This is a genomic window from Mangrovibacillus sp. Mu-81, assembly GCF_036867415.1.
Taxonomy (GTDB): Bacteria; Bacillota; Bacilli; order Bacillales; family Bacillaceae_B; genus Rossellomorea.
This window is the reverse complement of record NZ_JBAJHU010000001.1, coordinates 581,760-602,160: the sequence shown is the minus strand read 5'-3', so window position 1 is coordinate 602,160 and position 20,401 is coordinate 581,760. Positions and strand designations below refer to the sequence as shown.

At 45.5% G+C, this 20,401-nt stretch carries 15 protein-coding genes; 5 read left to right on the top strand and 10 right to left on the bottom strand.

Annotated elements, in window-relative coordinates; all coding sequences use genetic code 11:
• Window positions 1-27 precede the first annotated feature (27 nt).
• The 9 genes from V6B33_RS03075 to bglX form a co-directional block, all read right to left on the bottom strand.
• Window positions 28-1,224 (bottom strand): iron-containing alcohol dehydrogenase, encoded by a 1,197-nt coding sequence (locus V6B33_RS03075; RefSeq protein ID WP_334216258.1) that lies wholly within the window; start codon window positions 1,222-1,224, stop codon window positions 28-30.
• A gap of 268 nt (window positions 1,225-1,492) precedes the next feature.
• The gene (locus V6B33_RS03070) at window positions 1,493-1,951 is read right to left on the bottom strand and encodes a CotY/CotZ family spore coat protein (protein WP_334216257.1); all 459 of its coding nucleotides are present in this window, start codon (window positions 1,949-1,951) and stop codon (window positions 1,493-1,495) included.
• Between the two features lie 125 nt (window positions 1,952-2,076).
• Window positions 2,077-3,312 (bottom strand): ATP-grasp domain-containing protein, encoded by a 1,236-nt coding sequence (locus tag V6B33_RS03065; protein WP_334216256.1) that lies wholly within the window; start codon window positions 3,310-3,312, stop codon window positions 2,077-2,079.
• Window positions 3,313-3,448: 136 nt separating this feature from the next.
• A complete protein-coding gene (locus V6B33_RS03060; RefSeq protein ID WP_334216255.1) occupies window positions 3,449-4,537 on the bottom strand; it encodes a YheC/YheD family endospore coat-associated protein in 1,089 nt (362 codons plus the stop codon).
• A 108-nt stretch (window positions 4,538-4,645) separates the two neighbouring features.
• Entirely contained in the window at window positions 4,646-6,025 is a 1,380-nt protein-coding gene (locus tag V6B33_RS03055; RefSeq protein WP_334216254.1) for a DUF2254 domain-containing protein, read from the bottom strand.
• A 136-nt stretch (window positions 6,026-6,161) separates the two neighbouring features.
• Entirely contained in the window at window positions 6,162-6,284 is a 123-nt protein-coding gene (locus V6B33_RS03050; protein ID WP_334216253.1) for a hypothetical protein, read from the bottom strand.
• Between the two features lie 151 nt (window positions 6,285-6,435).
• Complete coding sequence (locus V6B33_RS03045; RefSeq protein ID WP_334216252.1) at window positions 6,436-6,945, bottom strand: mismatch-specific DNA-glycosylase; 510 nt, start codon at window positions 6,943-6,945, stop codon at window positions 6,436-6,438.
• Window positions 6,946-7,103: 158 nt separating this feature from the next.
• A complete protein-coding gene (locus V6B33_RS03040; RefSeq protein ID WP_334216251.1) occupies window positions 7,104-10,436 on the bottom strand; it encodes a GH36-type glycosyl hydrolase domain-containing protein in 3,333 nt (1,110 codons plus the stop codon).
• Window positions 10,437-10,455: 19 nt separating this feature from the next.
• Window positions 10,456-12,621: a beta-glucosidase BglX gene (gene bglX / locus V6B33_RS03035; RefSeq protein ID WP_334216250.1), complete on the bottom strand. Its 2,166-nt coding sequence runs from the start codon at window positions 12,619-12,621 to the stop codon at window positions 10,456-10,458.
• Between the two features lie 387 nt (window positions 12,622-13,008).
• Between bglX and V6B33_RS03030 the strand changes: the two genes are divergently transcribed.
• From V6B33_RS03030 to V6B33_RS03010, 5 genes are all read left to right on the top strand, one after another.
• Window positions 13,009-14,241, top strand: coding sequence for a sugar ABC transporter substrate-binding protein (locus V6B33_RS03030; protein ID WP_334216249.1), 1,233 nt, complete (start codon window positions 13,009-13,011; stop codon window positions 14,239-14,241).
• Window positions 14,242-14,498: 257 nt separating this feature from the next.
• Window positions 14,499-15,398 carry a carbohydrate ABC transporter permease gene (locus V6B33_RS03025; protein ID WP_334216248.1) on the top strand — a complete coding sequence of 300 codons (900 nt, stop codon included), beginning with the start codon at window positions 14,499-14,501 and terminating at the stop codon, window positions 15,396-15,398.
• Window positions 15,399-15,432: 34 nt separating this feature from the next.
• Entirely contained in the window at window positions 15,433-16,251 is an 819-nt protein-coding gene (locus V6B33_RS03020; protein ID WP_334216247.1) for a carbohydrate ABC transporter permease, read from the top strand.
• Between the two features lie 370 nt (window positions 16,252-16,621).
• Window positions 16,622-18,265, top strand: coding sequence for a glycoside hydrolase family 13 protein (locus V6B33_RS03015; RefSeq protein ID WP_334216246.1), 1,644 nt, complete (start codon window positions 16,622-16,624; stop codon window positions 18,263-18,265).
• Between the two features lie 98 nt (window positions 18,266-18,363).
• On the top strand, window positions 18,364-19,347 hold the full coding sequence (locus V6B33_RS03010; RefSeq protein ID WP_334216245.1) for a LacI family DNA-binding transcriptional regulator: 984 nt from the start codon (window positions 18,364-18,366) through the stop codon (window positions 19,345-19,347).
• Window positions 19,348-19,478: 131 nt separating this feature from the next.
• Here the strand turns inward: V6B33_RS03010 and V6B33_RS03005 are convergent, their stop codons facing one another.
• Entirely contained in the window at window positions 19,479-20,300 is an 822-nt protein-coding gene (locus tag V6B33_RS03005) for a DUF6612 family protein (RefSeq protein WP_334216244.1), read from the bottom strand.
• Window positions 20,301-20,401: the final 101 nt, after the last annotated feature.

The window sequence follows — 20,401 nt, the reverse complement described above, 5'->3', positions numbered from 1 at the left end:
TACAGAGTCTGCCAAACAGCTTACAAATTATTTAACCTTTTCCCCTGCCGAGAACTGATAATCGTAGCAGGAAAGATACAGGGCTTCTAGTTCTTCCCTCGTCGGCACCCTTGGATTATTCGCCGGACTGCCGCTCATAAATGCATCTTCCGTCATCTTGCCCACCGCATTCCTGAAGGCATCTCCATCAATTCCCCAACCTTTAAGATTTGGAATGCCAAGTTCCGTACAGAGTTTCTTCACAGAAGTCACGGCAATCCCTGCGTATTCCTCATTCGTCAGATTACGGTTATCCTTTTCGAAAATACGTCCTAAATCAGCCAGGCGGTCCACACAGTTCTCTTTGCTGAATTCCAGCACTGCCGGCAATAACATGGCATTCGAGTAGCCGTGGGGGACGGGAAACAAAGCCCCGATCGGCCTGGACATCCCATGCACGAGGCAGACCGATGCATTCGCGAACGCCATTCCTGCCTGCATCGCACCGAGACTCATCGCCTCGCGGGCATCCAGGTTTTCCCCATTGTGATAGGAAGGGGATAGATTATCCACAATCAGTTCCATCGCCGACAGTGCAATCGTATCGGTCATGGGATGGGCTTTCTTGGACAAATAGGCCTCAACGGCATGACTCAGTGCATCCACACCGGTTGCGGCCGTAACACTTTTCGGTGAAGAGATCGTCAGCATCGGATCGGCAATTGCGACATCCGGCATGAACGCAGGCTGTTTGATCATCATCTTCACATCATTGGAAGTGTTGGTGATGACCGTCACGTCCGTCGCTTCTGAACCTGTACCTGCGGTAGTCGGTATGGCGATATGGGGCACGGCCTCCACTCCGGCGATTCTGCCATTGCCCATGTAGTCACCGATGGATCCTCCGTTTGTTGACAGCACGGCGATTGCCTTCGCGGTATCGATGCAGCTCCCTCCACCGAGCGAAACGATTACATCGCAGTTTTCTTTCTCTAGCATTTCCAGTGACTCTGATACATAGCTATCCGTCGGTTCTGAAGAGACACCAAGATAGACGGCACTATGAACTCCATGTTCCTGTAAAAATTGACGGCATTCACTGACATATCCAAGCTGATCCATGACCTTGTCACTTATGATCAGGACCTTCTTTCCCCTTAATGCCGCTTCCCTGCCGACATTTACAAACGAATGTCTCCCGTAAAAAATCGTCTGTGGAACTCGAAAACCAGCAAACTTCTCCACGACCTGCACCCCTTTATCTTTTCATGCGCCCTGCGCGTCCACAAGTAAAAAAATAATTAGGGTTTCTCTCTATGTAATAAAAGCTCCCGATGTGCACCCCATCAATTAATATCAAAATATTAAAACTATTTATCTAGTATAACAGAAATTTTCCGGTCCGTCCCTCAATACGCTAAAGCGCCATAGTGACGGGCTTTTACGATGTAATGCGCAGCGGGACCCGCCTCATTAATGAAAAAACGTGCCCGCTGTTCAAGGGACACGTTTCTTACCATTTAGGTTCGATGATGATTTTCCGTTTCAACAAATCAATGTCCATGAACTGGATGGCGCATACACAACGTAAATCAACCTGAACGCAGGAATCGGTTTTTTTCAGAAGTAAGATTTCACTGCAGGAATGTGGATTACATCCGCAAATATCCAGAGGACGCAGCAAAGAAAACGTTGCGCACCCCGAATCCATATGCAGATCTTCAATTCGGAAATAGCTTGTATGAAAACATGCGGATTTCCCCGTTGGGTCATGATGATCAATACCGTTGAATGTCAGTTCCCCTTCTTCCGTATACAATCGAAATGGAATCGTATCGACACCGACGAGCTTTGAGAACACTTTTCCAAAGTATGGTGTATGGGTTTCATTTATAAAGTCCTGCAGCTTCTTTAATTCTTGCAGAGCCAGCTGGATACATGTGTGCCCCTGTGGTGCCCTCTCTCTTTCCAAGTCTCTCTCCCCCAATCTGCTACATAGTTAGTGTATGGGTCCCAGGATGGGGAGTGTGCACTGTCGTGAAGAAAAATGAAACTCTCCAAGATGCTTTCAAACTGCCATCCGTTTTCTTCCCCCTCTCATAGCGGCTCTACATAAAATTTCAATTCCTTTGCGGCTTCACGGGCGATACCCCTTGCTCGTTCGATTGATTCCGCACAGGTAATGATGCAGGCATACCGGTCCCCCATCGACCGGGGCGGAGATAAAATACTTCCCTTTTCCGCTTTCACATATACGTATTTCACCCCTTCAAGAAGCAGAGCGCGATCCTGTCCGCTTACATGGAGAAGCTTCCCCCATACATCCACAGTCAAATATTTCATATATGTGCATTTTTTAAATAAAGGAGACAGGAGAGGTGCTTCTCCCACGTTCATCTTAAGAATTTCTTTCACCAGGTTGATACCGGTGCCTTCCTCAATCAGCCGGTTCATCGCACCGCCGGACATGCGCGGATTGATTTCTACCAGCTTCCATTTCCCTTGCACACTCCTCATTTCAAAGTGGCATGAGCCAGTTGAAAGCCCCATATGGAAGAGCATGTCATAAATGGTTCTCTTCAATGTGATATCCTGCCAGGCGGGCAGTTCAGCCGGATATTTATATCCTTTTATGAGGAATGACTTGCTGCATTCCTGTTCAATTACAGCGATGATCGAGACTTCACCCCTGTATACCACCACTTCAATTAAGTATTGTGGACCTTCCAGATATTCTTCAGCCAAGATGGGAATATCCGGGTGTTTCGTTTGCAAATAGTGCATGCCCTCAGCCATCTCTCGTTCAGTCTTGACCAGCTTGATACCCTTTGACCCGTTGGATTCAGCCGGTTTGAGAATGAGTGGAAGGAAATCCTTATGGGCTGCGGCAAACTCCTCACTGCTCACTTGTTTTTCAAATACGAAGAAAGTGGGTGATGAATCCATACCCATCAGCTTTTTTCGTACTTTCACTTTGCTCTCCGCCTCATATAAGGCTTCTGACGAAATGGGATTCAGTCCCAATTCCCCTGATATCCCTGCAGCGTATGATACATAGGGATCGATGAAACTTACACATGCGCAAATTACTTTGCCCTCGACCTGAAGCTTTTGAATTTTATTCATCAATTCTTCCTTTAAAAAAATGTCCTCCATAAAAATAATTTCATCCACTTCGGGGAACTCATCCGGTTTCTTTCCGATTCCGCGCTTGTCTGTAAACAATACTGTGAAGTACGCCATCTCTTTAGCCACCTGCAGTGCTTCCCTGCTTGTACCGTGCCTCCTCGTTCCAAGAAAAATGATAGTCTGCATGCTCATCCATTCCTTCATCGGGCAAACGTCCGCCCATTTTCTTCAACATACTTAACTTTATGATAGAAAGGAGCTGATTGACACAAAGGAAATGTAAATCATTGCACACAAAAGAGACCCTCTAGCGAGTAAAGGGCCTGAGGGTTGTAAGATCCTATTCCACCTGCTTCTTTCTGCCTGTCTCCAACAAAAAATGTGCATATCCAATCGGTGTGAAATGCGTTCGCTTCCACTCCTCCAGCAGCCCTGCATTTCTGAAGGAATATCTCAGTTCCCTGCAATTGCATTCTATGACCATCGGAAAACCTTCTTTCGTGATTCCAATATCAAATCCTAAATCAGCCAGATTCGGGAGGGATTGTTCCAGCTGCCGTGCTGCTGCAAGAGACAGCGTTTCAATCTCCATCTTCACTTTCTCTTCGTGAAGATGCGGGAGCGCCTTCACTAATCCTTTCAACGCTTGACACTTTCCCCCACGTGCCACATTTGTCAGAAACCAGCCTTTTTTAGCGACTTTCCCGACAATTCCGGTTACCTGCCATTCCCCTTTTTCATTTTTCTGGACGGAGACTCTGCAATCGAATACTCTGCCTTTGCTTTTGGCAAGAGGGATCATTTCCTGTATGATGACATGGTTTCTTGAAGCGAGTTGTTTAAGAAGTGGCGGCCATTCTGTAGAAAACGTTTCCTTGATCAGTGCCTTCTTCTCCCGGTAAGTAATTAGCCATTGTCTGTCTCCCTCTTTCGTCAATTTGACGATGCCGATTCCCAATGATCCGCTATTTGGTTTCAGTATTAACCCGTTATGCCTCTCCATCATCATCTTCACGTTATCCTCATTGGACTTCAACGTTTGAGGAATATGCGGCCGAATACAATGATTTTCCGCGAGAATCTCATTGATTCTCAACTTTTTATACCGATTGTTTTCATTAAAGAAAACAATCCCTTCATTTTTCAGATCCCGTATCTTTCTTTTTTCCGCCAGCTTTCCGGTAAATGTCCTGTTATGGATGACCGCCGGTTTTGGGACAGACTTGAGGCTGTAAACGCCATCGCTCTTCACGTATGCCTCCACCGTTTCATCACCGGGGGTAATGTCTTGAAAGCGAAAGTAGCATGGGGTCACATTGTACCTTTCACCTGCTTCCTCATAAAATGACAGGTTTTCAAAGGAAGTTCTGCCTTCTGGAATCCCTTTAAACACATCTGTCCCCACCATGATGCCAATATACCTTTTCAAATCGTTGTTCCCTCCCGCTTTACAAGCATTTTTCTTATTTAACAACTATATTCATCATGCGCGTGAAGCGTATAGGCAGACAGGCAGGGTTTCAGACGTTGTTTCACGTCAATTTTTCATTTCAGCTATAAGCTTTTCATAACTGTCTGTGTTTCCTGTGGTTTCGGCAATTTCCAGCAGGACATCGTTGAAGCGATTTATATCTAAGTCATAGAGAAGATCATGGTCGAAGCCTGTGGCGGTGTACTTGGTGAAATCCCAGATATCCCTGTGGTCTTTTTTATCGATTGCATGGGCGATGGCATTCAGCACGTAGAGAAGTTCGCCGGTAATGACGGCATCCTTCTTTGCATAGTGCCTGATCGAAGCAAAACCGCGGTAAAGATAGTCCGCATACGTCAAATTTTTCAGAATGACACGTAAATTCCCGTCTTCATCTGTCAGGTACGGTGAAAATACTTCCATTTCCGAAAGTTGAATCAGCAGGTCACCGATTTGATAGATAATATTGGTCGCCGTCTTCGGATCATTATTCCCGAGTGCACGTATGGCGATTTCCACAAATTTGTTGATGCTGAACTCGATATCCTGCAGCTCCGTTTGATTTTTTCCTACCTGGAACATGTGCAGATATTTGTCTTCATCCAATTCATAGTCAGGGGATGGGTTCCAGTATGTGAAGATGGAAGTCGAACGGAAGACGAAACTGCCTATTCGATTATCCAGGCGGATGATCAGATTATCCCTGGCTGCTTCCTCGACCAGTAATGCAAAGTCAATTTTCTGCAGGTAACCCGAATGTTGTGCCATAAGCGATTCCCCTTCACCGCCCGGTACCTGCATATGCATTTTGTCGGGATTCATTGCTTTATGAGGCTTCAATTCATTGACAAGTGAACTTTCAATGATATCAACGGATTCACGCTTGATCTGCTCCGCTAAATTGGTCACTTGCAGCCATGTGACGATATGATTGATAAAGAATGCAAACGTACCGATCGTGATCATGGCAGTAAGAACGGCTGCCGCAGGGATCAGGCTGTATGCTTGAGCCGTATCTTCATTGATGAAAAATAAGCACAGTAGCACATATAGAAAGCTGCCGCTGAATATACCGAGCGTTCTTTGTGTCACATTATTCATCATGAAATTCTTAAGGATCCTCGGGGAGAATTGACTCGAGAAGGTCGACAGTGCACCGAGCACCCCATAAAACGTAAAGGTGGTCAGCGATAATATACCGGCCGTCAAGGTGCTGAGGATTGTCTTCGTCAGCCCGTAATCGACCTGGAAGAAAGAAGGCATCTCTTTATAAACATTCATTTCCAGATCCGCCCATAAGGTCATGAAGACCAGAATAAGCGAGAGCGCCGCGTAAATCATGGGAGTCATCCAAAGGTTGGAGTAGAGCTCATTCCATTTCTCCCGTTTGGTCATCCTTGCATACCGCTTCACAGAGGATGATAGTTTCTTTAGCTTATCGATCATCTTTTTTCACAACCTGTATATCTGAAGTATTCAGCTGAAACATTCAACTTTTCCCTTTTCTTCCCTCACATAGACTGTTTTAAACATAAAAAAGAAGGATCCTAATTGTGATTAGAATCCTCTTCATACTGATGCATTAAGCAGGGGTGTTGCACAATCCACTTCTAATGAAGTTCAATACATTCACGATAAAAGAAAGCACCCGGCAAATCACTGCACGCAGCCAATCAAAAAGGCAGGAACCCAGACCAAATCCCATTTCTCTCCCCCCTTTCTCTATGAAACTAGTAAAATAACTTTACTACCCTTTATCCTATGAAAACATCAATACTATGTATAAACCCTTGTACCAATCTTATCAAATTAATCTTATACGTCCGCTGTCCCCCAATATACAGCAGGGGACCCCCTTAAACAGGCCGTCCCCCATCCAATAATTCTCTGTAAATAGCAGAAATTTCATCCATTTTCATTCGCACAAGCCCGCTTGAAGAAGGTGCAACAAAGTCACGTACCCCGTTGACCGTTGATTCTTCCTGCCAGCCCCACGGAACTTTTTTCTTCCTGGAAAACTGCTGATAGACTCCCTTGCCGACAAAGCAGGCGATTCGTGGTCTGTACGATTCCAGTTTCTCTTTTAAAACCACGCTGCCTTCCCGGTACTCTTCTTTCGTTATTTCAGATGCCTCCCTCGTCGGACGTTCTACGATATTCGTCAATCCGTATCCTAACTCTATCAGACTTCCATCTTCCTCTGTACGATATACCCGTGGCGTCAATCCCGATTGGTAAAGAATCTTCCAGAAGCGATTAGTAGGATTAGCGTAATGATGCCCTGTTTCACCAGACCTGATACTGGGATTAAACCCGATGAACAAGATATCCAGCCCTTTCTTCAAATGATCCGGAATCACATTCATATTCAAACTCTCCCCTTCCTTTAGAATGATTTTCATATCCTTCAATTTTAACCCAGTGACCCTGGGAATCAAACTTACCGCATTAAATGCCCTCCGCTTCGATGCGCTGAAGGATGAAAAAATGCCTGTTTCCGGGGGGAAGCAGGCATTCTCTACTTTTAGAGATAAATGTCGATGATATTGCTGTCTTCGTTAAACATTTTCTCGAGTTCCTGTTTCGCGATTTTCATCCCGCCTTGGCGGTAGCGGTTGGAAATCGTGGTGACGGCAGCTGCCCGGCCGTTCATTTCCACACGCCTGGTGTCACTATTTCCAAAGTGATAGTTGAATGTTACCTGACGGTGATTGAACATGAAATCGAATACCAGTCCGTCGAAGTTTTCAGGCAGTACCGGGTCGATCACCAGGTCCTCCCCTTCCTGACGGATACCAAGAGCATTGGAAATCAACTGATTCATGTAGATTCCCGGTCCGCTTGAGTAGATTCTCCAGCCGCCTTTGACTGGGATTGAACCGTCACGGAGTTCGGCAAAGTGTTCCTGCGCTTCATAACGGGTGTTGAATTTCCCATCGGAAGAACTGAAATATGAATTGCTTTGGCGTCTTTCCGCATTTGGCACGACATCTTTCAGTCCCACCGGATTAATGATTTCAAGCCCTTTCCATACTTCATCCGTATATCCGAGCTTCGCCATCGCTTCCACATAACGGATGTGGGCATGTACATATTGCAGTCCGACTTCACGCCCGAAGTTGGCAGCCTGTTCCGCACGTTTGAAATGCGTGCTGACTCCTCCTTCATATTTGGCAGGACGGTTCATCAAACGGACGCCATCCGGACAGTATAAGTGCTCTTTCACCAGTTCATAGTGAGAAGCTGCCTGTTCCGGTGTGAACAGCTCTGAAATAATGCTGCGGTTCATCGGCAGCAGGCGGTAATGGATGCCTGTTTTTGTATCATTGGGGTGTACAATGAATTCCGGTTTACCTGATTCTTCCATGTAAACAAACCCCGGAATCACATCATCCTGCAGAATATATTTGTTGAAGTCCTGTTTGATTCCTTTTGCAAGAGCACTAAATTCCTTCGCTTCCTCTTCAAGGGAACCTTCAAGAACCGCAGACAACTTCACCACGACTTGATAGGTCAAGGCAACCGTCCAGCTGCTCGCCATATATTTTTTCAGATGGGCATTCGCCGGCTGCAGCGTATCATCCCAGTCTCCATCGCCATAAGAGGATAGGAACGTATCATGAAGGAAGTTTTCCTTTATATAGTTGAGCTCTTTGCGGATATGATGAAGCAGTGTTTCCTTTTCTTCTGTAAAAGCAAAGCCATTCCGCTCTGTATATGGAATTTCCTCCTGTAAAATCCCATAATCATTCGTCGCTCCGATATATTCGCTAACGACCTTCAGCGGCCAGACGATGATGTCCCCGTGGCTGTCATCCTGCTGAATCTTGTAATATTGATCGAACATGAACCATTGCGGCCAATTTCCGTTGTCTTCGTATTGATGAGAGTAAACAGTCTTGATGATTTCTTTGACAGATTCATAGTTCTGTGTCGCCATGAAATATTCCGTCGGTCCCTGGCAGACATCGCGCGTCCCCCATGCAGCACCTCCATACTGCTCCAGGCCATGAGGCACAGAGTAATGAACAAGCATATTATGCGTATACCACCAGGCGAGTGCGTTCACTTTCTCCAGGCCGGCAGGTACGGCTGACCCTTGTGAAAGGTTGAAACCGTTCATGACCCCTCTGTAGTACTCGCGGTATTTCTCGATCTCCACTTTCATGTCACGGCGGGCAAACTCCATTTCTTCACCGACAAGAAGACCCTGGACAGTCAAATTCCATTCTGCAGAAGCACTCAGATCTAACACGACCAGTGATGCCGCACCTTCTTCTACATTCTCGGCCAGCTTTTCCTCGCGGCCAATCTCGATTTCCGCACCTTCCACTTTCATCCGATAACACAAGTGAGGGAAGGTTGAACGGCTGTCTGACTTTTGATCGGCGGTAATGGTAAGGGTCCCGCCCTCCTGTTGCACGTTGAACCCTGTTTCATATTCGTTATTATTCATCGTCACCTGATTCGTCACGAGGAAACGGTATGCGTTACCTTGAAGTGATTTTACATTCAGCTGTACTTCAGGCGAATCGACCACTGTATAATTACTCACGACAATCGTATCTTCTTCCGTTTTGTAGTACCAGCGCGCGTAGTTGAACCCGAGTTCGAACATCGACGGCATCGTCAGTAAACGGTAAACACCATCCACTTCCACATAAATGCGCTGTCCCGAAGTCTTCATCATATTCAGGTGACTCCGCTGATTCGTCATCATTTTGTTAAAAGATGTATTCCCTACCACCAGCTGTGAATTAAATAATCCGTACATGAATGAGGTTGTCGTAATCGTGTTTTCTTTCAAGCGGTGGTTTTCACCGGACATCAAAATGTGCCCATGTGGCCTTTCCACCATCAATTCCTTCTCTTTCATAATCACATGTTCATGCGTATCCGTGAAGAAGGAAAGAAGTGTATCCCCTTCCCGCTCTTCATTATGCCGGCTGGCAAAAAGTCCTTCTATCTCCTCATTTGTCATCGATAGCGTTCGCAGCGGATTGCCGATTTCAGGTCTTAACTGAACCTTGACATCAGACTCGCTGAACCGGGAAGCGATTGCCTGTGCTTCTTCCCATGCTGCTTCCACTTCTCTTTCATATTCCAGAGAACCGATCGCTTCTGCATGATTTTCTTTGAACAAACCATAAAATGTAAAGCGTTCTTTGCCATTCAACCGGACCTTCCGGGTTTGAAGAGCCGTATAGGCAAACTCATACTGATACACTTCGTTCGCCAGTGACTCCTGTGTGATTATCTCAGGCTCATCACTTTCTTTATAAGACAATCCGAAGAATTGGAATCCGTCTGTGGAATAGCCTGTACTTTTCCCAAGCGATCCCTGCTGAACATACGGGAATCCGCTTGACTGCGGCTGATTCTGCCGGGAGCATACAACATAACCTTTCTTCTCATGTTCAAAAACACGATGATCGATATATTGGGACATATACGCTTCGTTCGATCTGACCGCACCTTTATCAGCGAGACCGAGATCTTGCCCATAAACCACGTCTACGTCCTCATCCAGACCTTCGACTTCAATATCCCAGAACCAGACCCCTCTATCACTCAACGTGAATATGACTTCATACGATACACCTTCGAAGGATCCTCTCCACTTCACCTGGGAGTCTGCCCACTCCACCGAGCTTTCTGACTTTACACCGATCATCGGAACGTACTTGATCCCGTCAGTCCCATGGATCCGCAAGAATAAGTTATTCAATGAACCGTCAATCGGATTGGTCATCAATCCGTTTACCATGATGTCTCTATGTGTGACAGCAAACAAGTCTCCGCCTGGTAAAAAAGTAAATTTCAGTTCTCCTGATGTCAGTACAACATTTGCATTCATTTGCTTTCCCCTCGATTCTCTATTTTACTAGTGTGAATGATTTCTCGATGATTTTCTTGCTGCTTCCGCCCACATACGCGATGAAGGTTCCCGGATCGCTCGTAAACGTAAGGTCTGAATGGTGATAGCGCAGCTGTTCCTCTGTAAGGGTGAAGGTCACTTCCTTCGTCTCACCCGGCTCCAGGCTGATTTTCGCAAAATCCTTCAATTCTTTAAGCGGACGGACGACTTCGCCGCTCATGTCGCGTATATAAAGCTGAACGACCTCTTCGCCGGAAACCTTGCCGCTGTTCGTCACATTAACCGATACTTCCAATGTATCATCACAGGTTATCGTTTCTTTTGTAAGTTTCATACTGTTATAAGTAAATTCTGTATAACTTAATCCGAATCCGAACGGCAACAGGGGACTATTCGGGGTATCCAGGTATTGCGATACATAGCGTTCCTGTGCATCTGGTGCCCCTTTCGGCCTTCCGGTATTGTAGTGGTTGTAATAAACCGGGATCTGGCCGGCGCTGTAAGGGAATGACATCGTCAGACGGCCGGATGGATTGCGGTCGCCGTATAATAAGTCAGCCACTGCCGCTCCTCCTTCCGTTCCCGGATACCATGCCTCAAGTACCGCATCTGTCTGATCCCACACACCGTGAAGATCGAGCGGGCGTCCATTGAATAAGACGGATACTGTCGGTTTTCCGAGTTCCCGGATTCGCTGAATCAATTCTAATTGTGCCGGGAGAAGCTTAATATCTGCACGGCAGCCTGCTTCTCCGCTCATGTCCGAATCCTCGCCGAGTGCAAGGACGATCACATCTGCATCTTTTGCCGCTTCGACCGCATCTTTTATTTGCTCCTCAGTGATCATTTCAATGTCACTGCCCTTAGAAACGGTCAGCTGTGCAGGGTCGATTTTTTGCAGCAATCCTGCTTTCATCGTCACAGCATCAGCCTTTGAACCAAGCCAGGACCACGGTCCAAGGATGTCCCCGCTTTCTGCAAAAGGTCCGATCAATGCCACTTTCTGATTTTTTTCAAGGGGTAAAACCCCTTCATTTTTCAATAAAACAGCGGATTTAACAGCGAGCTCCCTTGCTGCTACACGGTGTGCGGCACTCATAACGACCTCTTTTTCAAGTTCTTCATCCGCTCCACGATATGGATTTTCGAATAATCCAAGTTTTTCTTTCAGAGTCAGGATCCGGAGGACGGCCTCATCAATCAGTGATTCTTCAAGCTGACCCTCTTCCACTAATATCCCAAGATATTTCATATAAGAGGCAGTCATCATTTCGATGTCCACACCAGCCGTAAGGGCTTTCAAAGCAGCTTCTTTTTCATCTTCTGCCACTCCATGAGGAATCATCTCCTTCACTGCTCCCCAATCGGAGATCAGAACACCATCAAACCCCATCCCTTCGCGGAGGATCGTTCGCATCAATTTCCTGTTTCCTGTAGCGGGGATACCGAGCACCGTGTTAAAAGCGGTCATCACCATCTCGCAGCCTTCATCCAGTGCCGCTTGATAAGCAGGCAGGTAATATTCGCGGAGTTCCCTTTCTGACATATCGACCGTGTTGTAATCGCGGCCTCCTTCAGGTGCTCCGTAAGCTGCGAAATGCTTTACACAAGCAGCGACGCGGTCCGTTTCATTTGTCAGGTCGTTTCCTTGAAAGCCTCGGACAAATGCCCTTGCAAACTCACTATTTAAATGAGGATCTTCACCCGTCGACTCCATCACTCTTCCCCAGCGGGGGTCGCGAACCAAATCGACCATCGGGGCAAACGTGACATGTACACCGGATACCGATGCTTCTTTTGCAGCAATCTCCGCACTTTTCTCTGCCAGTTCAAGATCCCATGAACAGCCGATTGCAAGCGGAACAGGAAAAATTGTTTTATAACCATGGACGATATCAGACATAACTAATAGTGGGATACCCAGCCGGCTATCTTCAAGGTGTTTTCGCTGGATGTTCTTTACATCTTTCGCGCCGGACGCACCAAGGACCGACCCGGTGTTTCGGATCATCTCATCGGTGATGCCCATATCGGCCATCGGACCTGTGATCTGTCCTCCATCACCCGCTCCTTTAAAAAATGGGGTGGCAAGCTGAGTGAGCTGCGCGATTTTTTCATCCATTGTCATTTCATTTACTAATGAAGTAAGCTTGTTTTCATTCATAAGGAGACCTCCAATAAATGGAATTTTTTGTTGCGTTTTTTTCTATTGGTGAAACGTTTCAATTAACAGTTGAGTCGAATTATAAGGGTAATAGTACTGATAGTCAATACAGAACCCAAACCTCTACAATCACCAAAACCCCATATATATAAGTAATTTAAAGGTGTTACAACATTTTAACCAAGCCTTAGTTATGATTGGTAAACAATTTTTTAAAAAAGTGGTTGAAAGCGGATTCATGTTTGATTATAATATAGTTATCGAAACGTTTCAATAACTTTGAGTGATTTCCTGCCTTCACTTTTCAAGCGAACACAACGGGAATTACTCAGACAATGCTTTACCATTTTAAAGAAAATACAATAATAATTGAATGGAGATGGGAGTATGAGAAAGAAAACGTGGACACTTTTACTAGTCGCTATGATGGCTTTATCTGCTGTACTTGCAGGCTGCGGAGGCGGCAGTGATTCAAAAGACGGCAAGAAAGAAATTACCGTCTGGGCAATGGGTGAAGAAGGTAAGAAACTGAAAGAAATGGCTTCCAAGTTTGAAGAAGAAAACAAGGATATCTCAGTAAAAGTACAGGCAATCCCATGGGGCAACGCCCACGATAAACTTCTGACAGCTGTAGCTTCAGGAAACGGCCCGGACGTCCTTCAATTAGGAACGACATGGGTGCCTGAATTCGCTGACGCAGGTGCACTACTTGACTTGACACCTCATTTAGAAGATTATCCAGAATTCAAACCTGAAAATTTCTTCGAAGGTTCCGCCACTTCTATGAAATATGACGATCAAATCGTCGGTGTCCCATGGTACATCGATACACGTGTTCTATACTACCGCACAGATCTATTGAAAGAAGTCGGCTATGATAAAGCTCCTGCTACTTGGGATGAATTGAAGGATGCAGCTGAAAAGCTGAATGCAAGAGGCGAAGACATGTACGGACTTGATATTGATCGTAATGACCAGATCACTCCATTCATCTTTGCTTGGCAAAATGGATACAAATTCGAAGGCAAGGATAACATGAATTTCGACAGCCCTGAATTCAAGGAAGCGATCGAATACTATGCCAGCTACTTCCAGGAAGGCCTGAGCCCTACTGCTGAAGGGATTGATATTGTACAGGCATTCAAGAGCGGATCCAAGCCGATGTTCTTCAGCGGTCCATGGATGATCAATATCATCAACGACCAGGCTCCAGACCTGAAAGACAAATGGGCTGTAGCGGTGATGCCGAAGAAAGAAACGAACACATCAAGCATGGGCGGATCAAACCTGTCGATCTTCCATAACTCTGAAAATGTCGATGAGTCACTTAAATTCATCTCTTATATGAATGAAGTGGAAACACAGATGGAGTGGCTGGAAATTTCCAATACACTTCCTTCACGCACAGAGGCTTGGGAAAAGCCTAAGCTGAAAGAAGATCCATTACTGTCTGTTTTCGGTAAGCAGCTCGAAAACACAGAAGCATCACCGCAAATCAAAGAATTTGAAAAAATTGCACAGGAATTCCTTTCTTCCATTGAAAGAATCACTGTCGGCGGTGCTGATATCGATAAAGAACTAGAACAGTTCAATAAAAAAGCAAATGAGATCGTAGAGTAAAACGAAAAGCGGAGGCGGCTCGTTCAGCCCCGACAAGCATAAGATGAATGGGCCGGGAAGGCGTCCTTTGCCTTCTTGGACCATTTAGCTTATGACCTCGAGGGGCCAGCCGCCGGAGCTGGACATTCTTAAAAATATAAAAGCACTCGCTACAATAATGAAGAAAGTTGGAGTTACAGGCATTTCCCCTAAAGGAGGTTGCCTGAACTCCATTTTTAAAATAAACCTTGTGCGGTGTTTTAGTTAGGTGGGATATCATGAGCAATGGATTAAAAGACTTGAGAACAAATAAACATCCATACGTGTTTATTGCTCCTGCAGTGATCATTTTAACTGTTTTCAGTATCGTGCCGATTATAGTGGCATTCCTGATCAGTTTCACCGACCTGAATTTAAAGGGTCTTGCGGACTGGTCGAACGTCAGCTTCATCGGTCTTGAAAACTATTCAGCATTGATTTCGGATGAGTTGTTCCATAAATCAATCTACAATACGCTATTTTATGTCATCATCGGCGTTCCGCTGGTCATTGTTTTCTCACTGGGAATCGCCCTTCTCCTGAATTATGGGACAAGCAAGCTATTCACGGTGTTCCGCGGCGTCTACTATATGCCTTCGATTACAAACATCATCGCGGTTGCAGTCATCTGGGGATTTCTTTATAACACGGAGTATGGACTATTCAACTACTTACTATCATTATTGGATGTCGAGAAGATTCCTTGGTTAGGAGAGCCAACGATCGCCAAGCTATCGTTGATTGTTTTAGCTGTATGGAAGGGGATCGGAATCAACATGATCATCTTTCTCGCTGCACTTCAGGGTATCCCGAAATCGTATTATGAAGCTGCGGAAATGGACGGAGCCAACCGCTGGCAAGTCCTTTGGAATGTGACGATCCCGCTGTTGCGCTACGCTACCTTCTTCGTGACCGTCACGACGCTGATCGGCTGGCTGCAATTCTTCGAAGAGCCATTCGTCATGACTAACGGCGGACCGCTTGATGGAACCATCTCAATGGCATTATTTATTTACCAACGAGGCTTCCAGTTCAGTGAATTCGGCTACGCGGCAGCAGGATCCTTCATCCTGTTCGTGTTCATCATCGTCATTACATTGATTCAATTTAAGATTCGAAAATCTGATACAGAATACTAAGCTTGAAAATTTACCAGTATCGGGGGTAGAAATTATGAAAACATTTAAAATGGAACGGCTCTTTGTCGTCATCCTGCTGATCCTGGGCGGAATCATCGTATCTGTTCCTTTCATCTGGATGATCTCAAGCTCATTCAAACCGGAAAGCGAAGTGCTTCAAATACCGCCTACGCTGATTCCTGAGAATCCAACGCTCGAAAACTACGTCAATCTGTTTGAAAGCATGAACTTCGGCGTCTATCTGCGGAATACGTTAATCATTGTCCTATTCTCCTTTGTCGGCTTATTCTTCAACGCCATGGCCGGCTATGGATTTGCAAAATATCAATTTAAAGGTAGAGAAAAGATTTTCTACATTGTGCTGGCCACGATGATGATCCCTGCACAGGTTACGATGATTCCCGTTTACCTGATCCTGAATGAAATGGGTCTTACCAATACCATGGCCGGAATCGTACTGCCAGGTCTTGCAGCTGCATTCAGCATCTTCCTGTTCAGGCAGTTCATGACCACGATCCCGACCGATCTGATCGAAGCCGCCCGTTTGGACGGAGCCGGGGAATTCTACATTTTCTTCCGCTTGATCGTGCCGATTGCGAAACCTATTTTCGCGGTACAGGGAATCCTGACCTTCATCGGCGCCTGGAACAGCTTCTTATGGCCGCTGATCATTGCAAATGATGAGAGTCTGTATACACTGTCTGTCGGACTTTCCCTTCTGCAGGGTCAATATGCGAATAACTTTGGATTACAAATGGCTGGCGCTGCATTCATGGTTGTGCCGATCATCATTATCTTCTCGTTTTTCCAGAAGTACATTGTGGAAGGATTTACAATGTCGGGGATTAAGTAAGGTTGTTCTGGAAAAGGTGGGAGAGTTTGTACCTGGTACAGGATTTAGGATTTGTACCTGGTACAGATTAAGCAGGTGGTACCAGGTACACACTTTTAGAATGGTGGCGGGCTTCATTTCGTTGAGATGAGCCTGGCACCATTTGGTTATTTTGGCCAGGCTCGACTGGGGTGTTTTGAGCCAGGCTCGAACTCCGATGCCTGGCACAAATTAGCCTTTTTGTGCCAGGCTCAATTAAGGTCATTTGTTCCAGGCACAAAATAACGTTTTAGCCAGGATACTCAAGTTGTGCCAGCTCCACAAACCCGCAACTCCCACTCCCCTTCCCTGCAAAAAATCAACAAAAATCCAAAGCACATTAGGAGGATCTATGAATAAAAAATGGTGGCACCAATCAACGGTTTATCAAATATATCCGCGAAGTTTCAATGACCATGACGGAGACGGGATCGGGGACATTCCCGGTATCATCGAAAAACTTGATTATCTTGCTTTTTTAGGTATCGATATCATCTGGCTCAGTCCTGTGTATCAATCGCCAAATGACGATAATGGCTATGATATAAGCAATTATTATGAAATCATGAGTGATTTCGGTACGATGGATGATATGGATAGGCTGATTGAAGAAGCACGCAAAAGAGACATCCACATTATGATGGATCTCGTCATTAACCATACGTCCGATGAGCACCCTTGGTTCATCGAATCCCGGAAATCGAAGGACAATCCATACCGTGATTATTATGTATGGAGAGCAAGCAGCGATGATGGTCCCCCGAGTGATATTACGTCCGTTTTCAGCGGGACGGCATGGGAATATGATGAGGCGACCGGTGAGTACTATTTCCATCTTTTCAGCAAAAAGCAGCCAGACCTTAATCTTCACAACAAGGAAGTCAGAGATCATCTTTATAAAATGATGAACTTCTGGCTCGATAAAGGCATCAGCGGCTTCCGCATGGATGTCATTGATTTGATCGGGAAAGAGATCGATGACAAGACTCTGACCGACGGACCCAAGCTTCACGACTACCTGCATGAAATGAATAGAGAGGTTCTGTCCAGCCAGCCGACCATAACTGTCGGGGAAACTCCTTCTGCCACCCCTGAAACGGCTAAGTTGTATACTGGGGAAGGACGGAATGAGCTCGATATGGTCTTTACCTTCCAGCATATGTCGCTTGACGAAATCGAAGGAAAAGGAAAGTGGGCCCTGAAACCCCTGAATTTAATGGACTTAAAAAAGACACTTAGCAATTGGCAGACTGACCTCCATCAAAAAGGCTGGAACAGTTTGTATTGGAATAATCACGATCAGCCGAGAATCGTTTCAAGATGGGGAAATGACCGCGAGTACCGTGTGGAATCGGCGAAGATGCTTGCCACTCTTCTTCATATGATGCAGGGAACCCCATACATCTATCAAGGTGAAGAGATCGGGATGACCAACATCGTATTCGATGATATCCGAGACTACAGGGATATCGAAACAATCAATTATTATAACGAAAAAATATCGGAAGGCGTTCCTCATGAAGTCATCATGAAATCAATTCATGTGAAAGGACGGGATAACGCCAGGACCCCTTTCCAATGGGATTCCAGCCTTCATGGCGGCTTCACAACCGGGACACCATGGCTTGAATCTAATGAGAACTCCAAGGATATTAATGCAGAAGACGCTATAAGGGACGAAGGTTCCATCTTCCATCACTATAAAAAACTGATTCAATTAAGAAAAGAACACGACATCATTGTATATGGTGAATATGAGCTGATTTTAGAAGACCATTCTGAAATATTCGCCTATACGAGAACATCAGGAAGCGAGAAATTTCTTGTCATCGCGAATTTCTATGGCGGGAGTCCGGAAGTTGAGCTTCCATCCGAGTTTCTACATTCAGATGCCGGACTGATAATCAACAATTATTCCGATTCATCAGTTCACCCTTCTGATCTGAACATACTGAGACCTTATGAAGCCGTGGTCTATTCCATCAGGTCACATTAAACGAAATAAAACGCTTTCAATCCATACCAATAATTGTATAATGTATGAGTACACAACAATGATAAGGGTTTGCCTTATTTCTAAGAGGATGTGAACACATGGCAACCATTAAAGACGTAGCCAAGCTATCCGGTGTCGCAGTTTCCACGGCTTCGTATGCGTTGAACAACAGTACGAAGGTCAGTGAGAAAACACGGCAGAAAGTGTTGGCTGCTGCGAAACAATTAAATTATCAAAAAAACGGACTCGCTTCTGATCTTAAACGGACGAGCACGAATACAATCGCTTTAATCCTCAGCGACCTGTCAGGGCCCTATTACTCCGAACTGATAAAAGGCGTCCAGGATGTAGCGTCAACAAACGGATATGATCTTATCGCCTGCAGTTCGATCGGCGGTGCTCAATCCACTGCTGTAAAATTCCTCAGGGAGAAACGAGTCGATGGGGTCATCATTCTTGCTCATAATATTGATGATGAAACAATCCTCGATTCTGCTCGTGAAGGATTCCCGATTGTCGTCCTTGACCGCAGCGTTCAAAATGACCACGTCGTTCAAATTGAAGTCGATAACGTACATGGTGCTTACATGGCAACGGAATACCTGATTGATAAAGGAAGCCGTGAAATCGCCTTCGTCAGCGGTCCCTACAATTCTCATGACAACGAACGCCGATTCAAAGGGTATAAAGATGCTCTTTTGAAACACGGAATCGTGTATCGGCCCAAATGGAAGGTTTCTGGAGGATTCACAAGGGAAGGCGGCTATCATGCAACCAAAATGCTGATCGCACAAAGGGATGTCCCGCAAGCTATCTTCTATGCAAACGACGAAATGGCCATCGGCGGCATTCAAGCGTTGAATGAAAAGAATATCGCCGTACCTGAAGATATTTCCATAATCGGATTCGATGACATCCAGCTTTCGGAGTACGTCTCTCCCCCGCTCACCACCATGCGGCAGCCGAAGTACGAAGCAGGCGCACTGGCAGTCCATCTGATCTTCCAGGTATTGTCGAAGGAAAGCGTTGAACCTTACTATAAACTGTCCACCGAATTGATCGAGCGTAAATCGGTCAACTAAATTCAAAGGCCCGTCACTCGTTGCGATAAAGCAGCGATGACGGACCTTTGAATGTTGTTTGCGAAGCAACATAGTATGTAAAAAGCCTACCTGAAAAAATGGCGCATGGATATCCACACGTCATTCGGTCACTATTCAGTCATTAGAGCTGACTCATCGATTTCAACTGCGCTCTCTTTCACCTCGGCAGGAATCGTTATATCGTCGATTTCGTTAATCTTTGAGTAGCTTCCATTCATCTTCTGAACCGATTGCACCTTCTCGCCTTCGATCTCCATATCAAAATCCATATCCACTGAGAAATTAAGCGGGTGATACGTCTTTTTATCGATTTCATACGTGTAACTCAGCGCGTTCACTTTCAAGCCCTCCAGCAGTTCTTTCGGCATCAGTCCTTCAGGCAGTGTAGAATCGATTGTATCTTCTACCAAACTCTGATATTCATCCCCGGAAGCTTTAAATGAAATCAGGTAGTGATCCTCTTTTTCTTCAAATTTCACATCTTTCGCGTATTCCTTCAGCTGCTTCAGCTGCTCAGATGCATCCGCTTGATTCTTACTCATTTCAACGATTGAATCGGACAGTTCCTTCGGCGCAGCCTGCCATTGATTACTCATTGAATCCTTCGTATAAAGGCCATCTTCGGTAAAATAGGTTTCCGATTCAATCGGCATCCCCATCATTGTCATCTCAGTCGTTTGATACATTCCCAGAGGCTCAGTCACATAATCCATTTCAATCGTGGACGTCTGTGTCACTTTCTCCCCTTCTTCTCCTGATGGAATGATATCCTGCTCCATCTCCATCTTCACGTGAAAACTATCCAGGTTTTCTGATGCTTCAATAGCTGAATTCATGATCCCTTCCAGATCCTTCCCGCCAGTTGCCGTTCCGCAGGCAGTCAATGTAAACACCAGAAGTGCAGCCGTTCCGATTCCAAGTAATTTCTTCATGATATCCTCCTCATGTTTGTGTTCTACCTTACTTATACGGATAAGCGTGGGGAAAGTTTCAATAAAAAGGAAAAAAATGTACAATGTTATCATGATTTTAT